This is a genomic window from Nocardiopsis sp. LOL_012 (assembly GCF_048060475.1).
Lineage (GTDB): Bacteria > Actinomycetota > Actinomycetes > Streptosporangiales > Streptosporangiaceae > Nocardiopsis.
In genome coordinates this window covers 1-396 of record NZ_JBHMIV010000124.1, presented here as the reverse complement: position 1 = coordinate 396, position 396 = coordinate 1, and the positions used below count along the sequence as shown (strand labels likewise).

General features: G+C 67.9%; 1 protein-coding gene. It reads right to left on the bottom strand.

The features are described 5' to 3' along the window. Positions 1 to 396: hypothetical protein (locus tag ACFHWE_RS23740; protein WP_416604103.1), on the bottom strand; the 396-nt coding region annotated here is incomplete at both ends.

Sequence of the window (396 nt, the reverse complement as noted above, 5' to 3'; positions counted from 1 at the left end):
GAGGGGGCCTTGGAGGGGGGAGGGCGCTGTTCGGGGTGTGGCGGGTGGAGTGTCGTAGAGGTCGGGTGGGGAGGTGGCGCCGCTGTTGGCGGTGTCCGGGGCGTCTGACGGGGTGGCGGGGCGGGTGTTGAGTTCGTCGGTGAAGCCGTCGAGGTAGGGGTTGTCCTCGGGGTTGGTGTTGTGGTCCTGGTTCTGAGTGTTCGGACTCTGGCTGTTGGGGCTGTTGGGGCTGTTGGGGCTGCTGGGGCTGTTGTGGGTGGTGCGGGCGCTGGCCGGGTTCTGGGTGGCGGGGGTCCGGCCGCTGTCTGTGTCTGTGTTTGTGGGGTTCTCTGTGCTGTTTGTGGTGTGGGGTGGGTGGTTGCGGAGGGTGTTGATGCCGGTCAGGGCGGTGTCGGT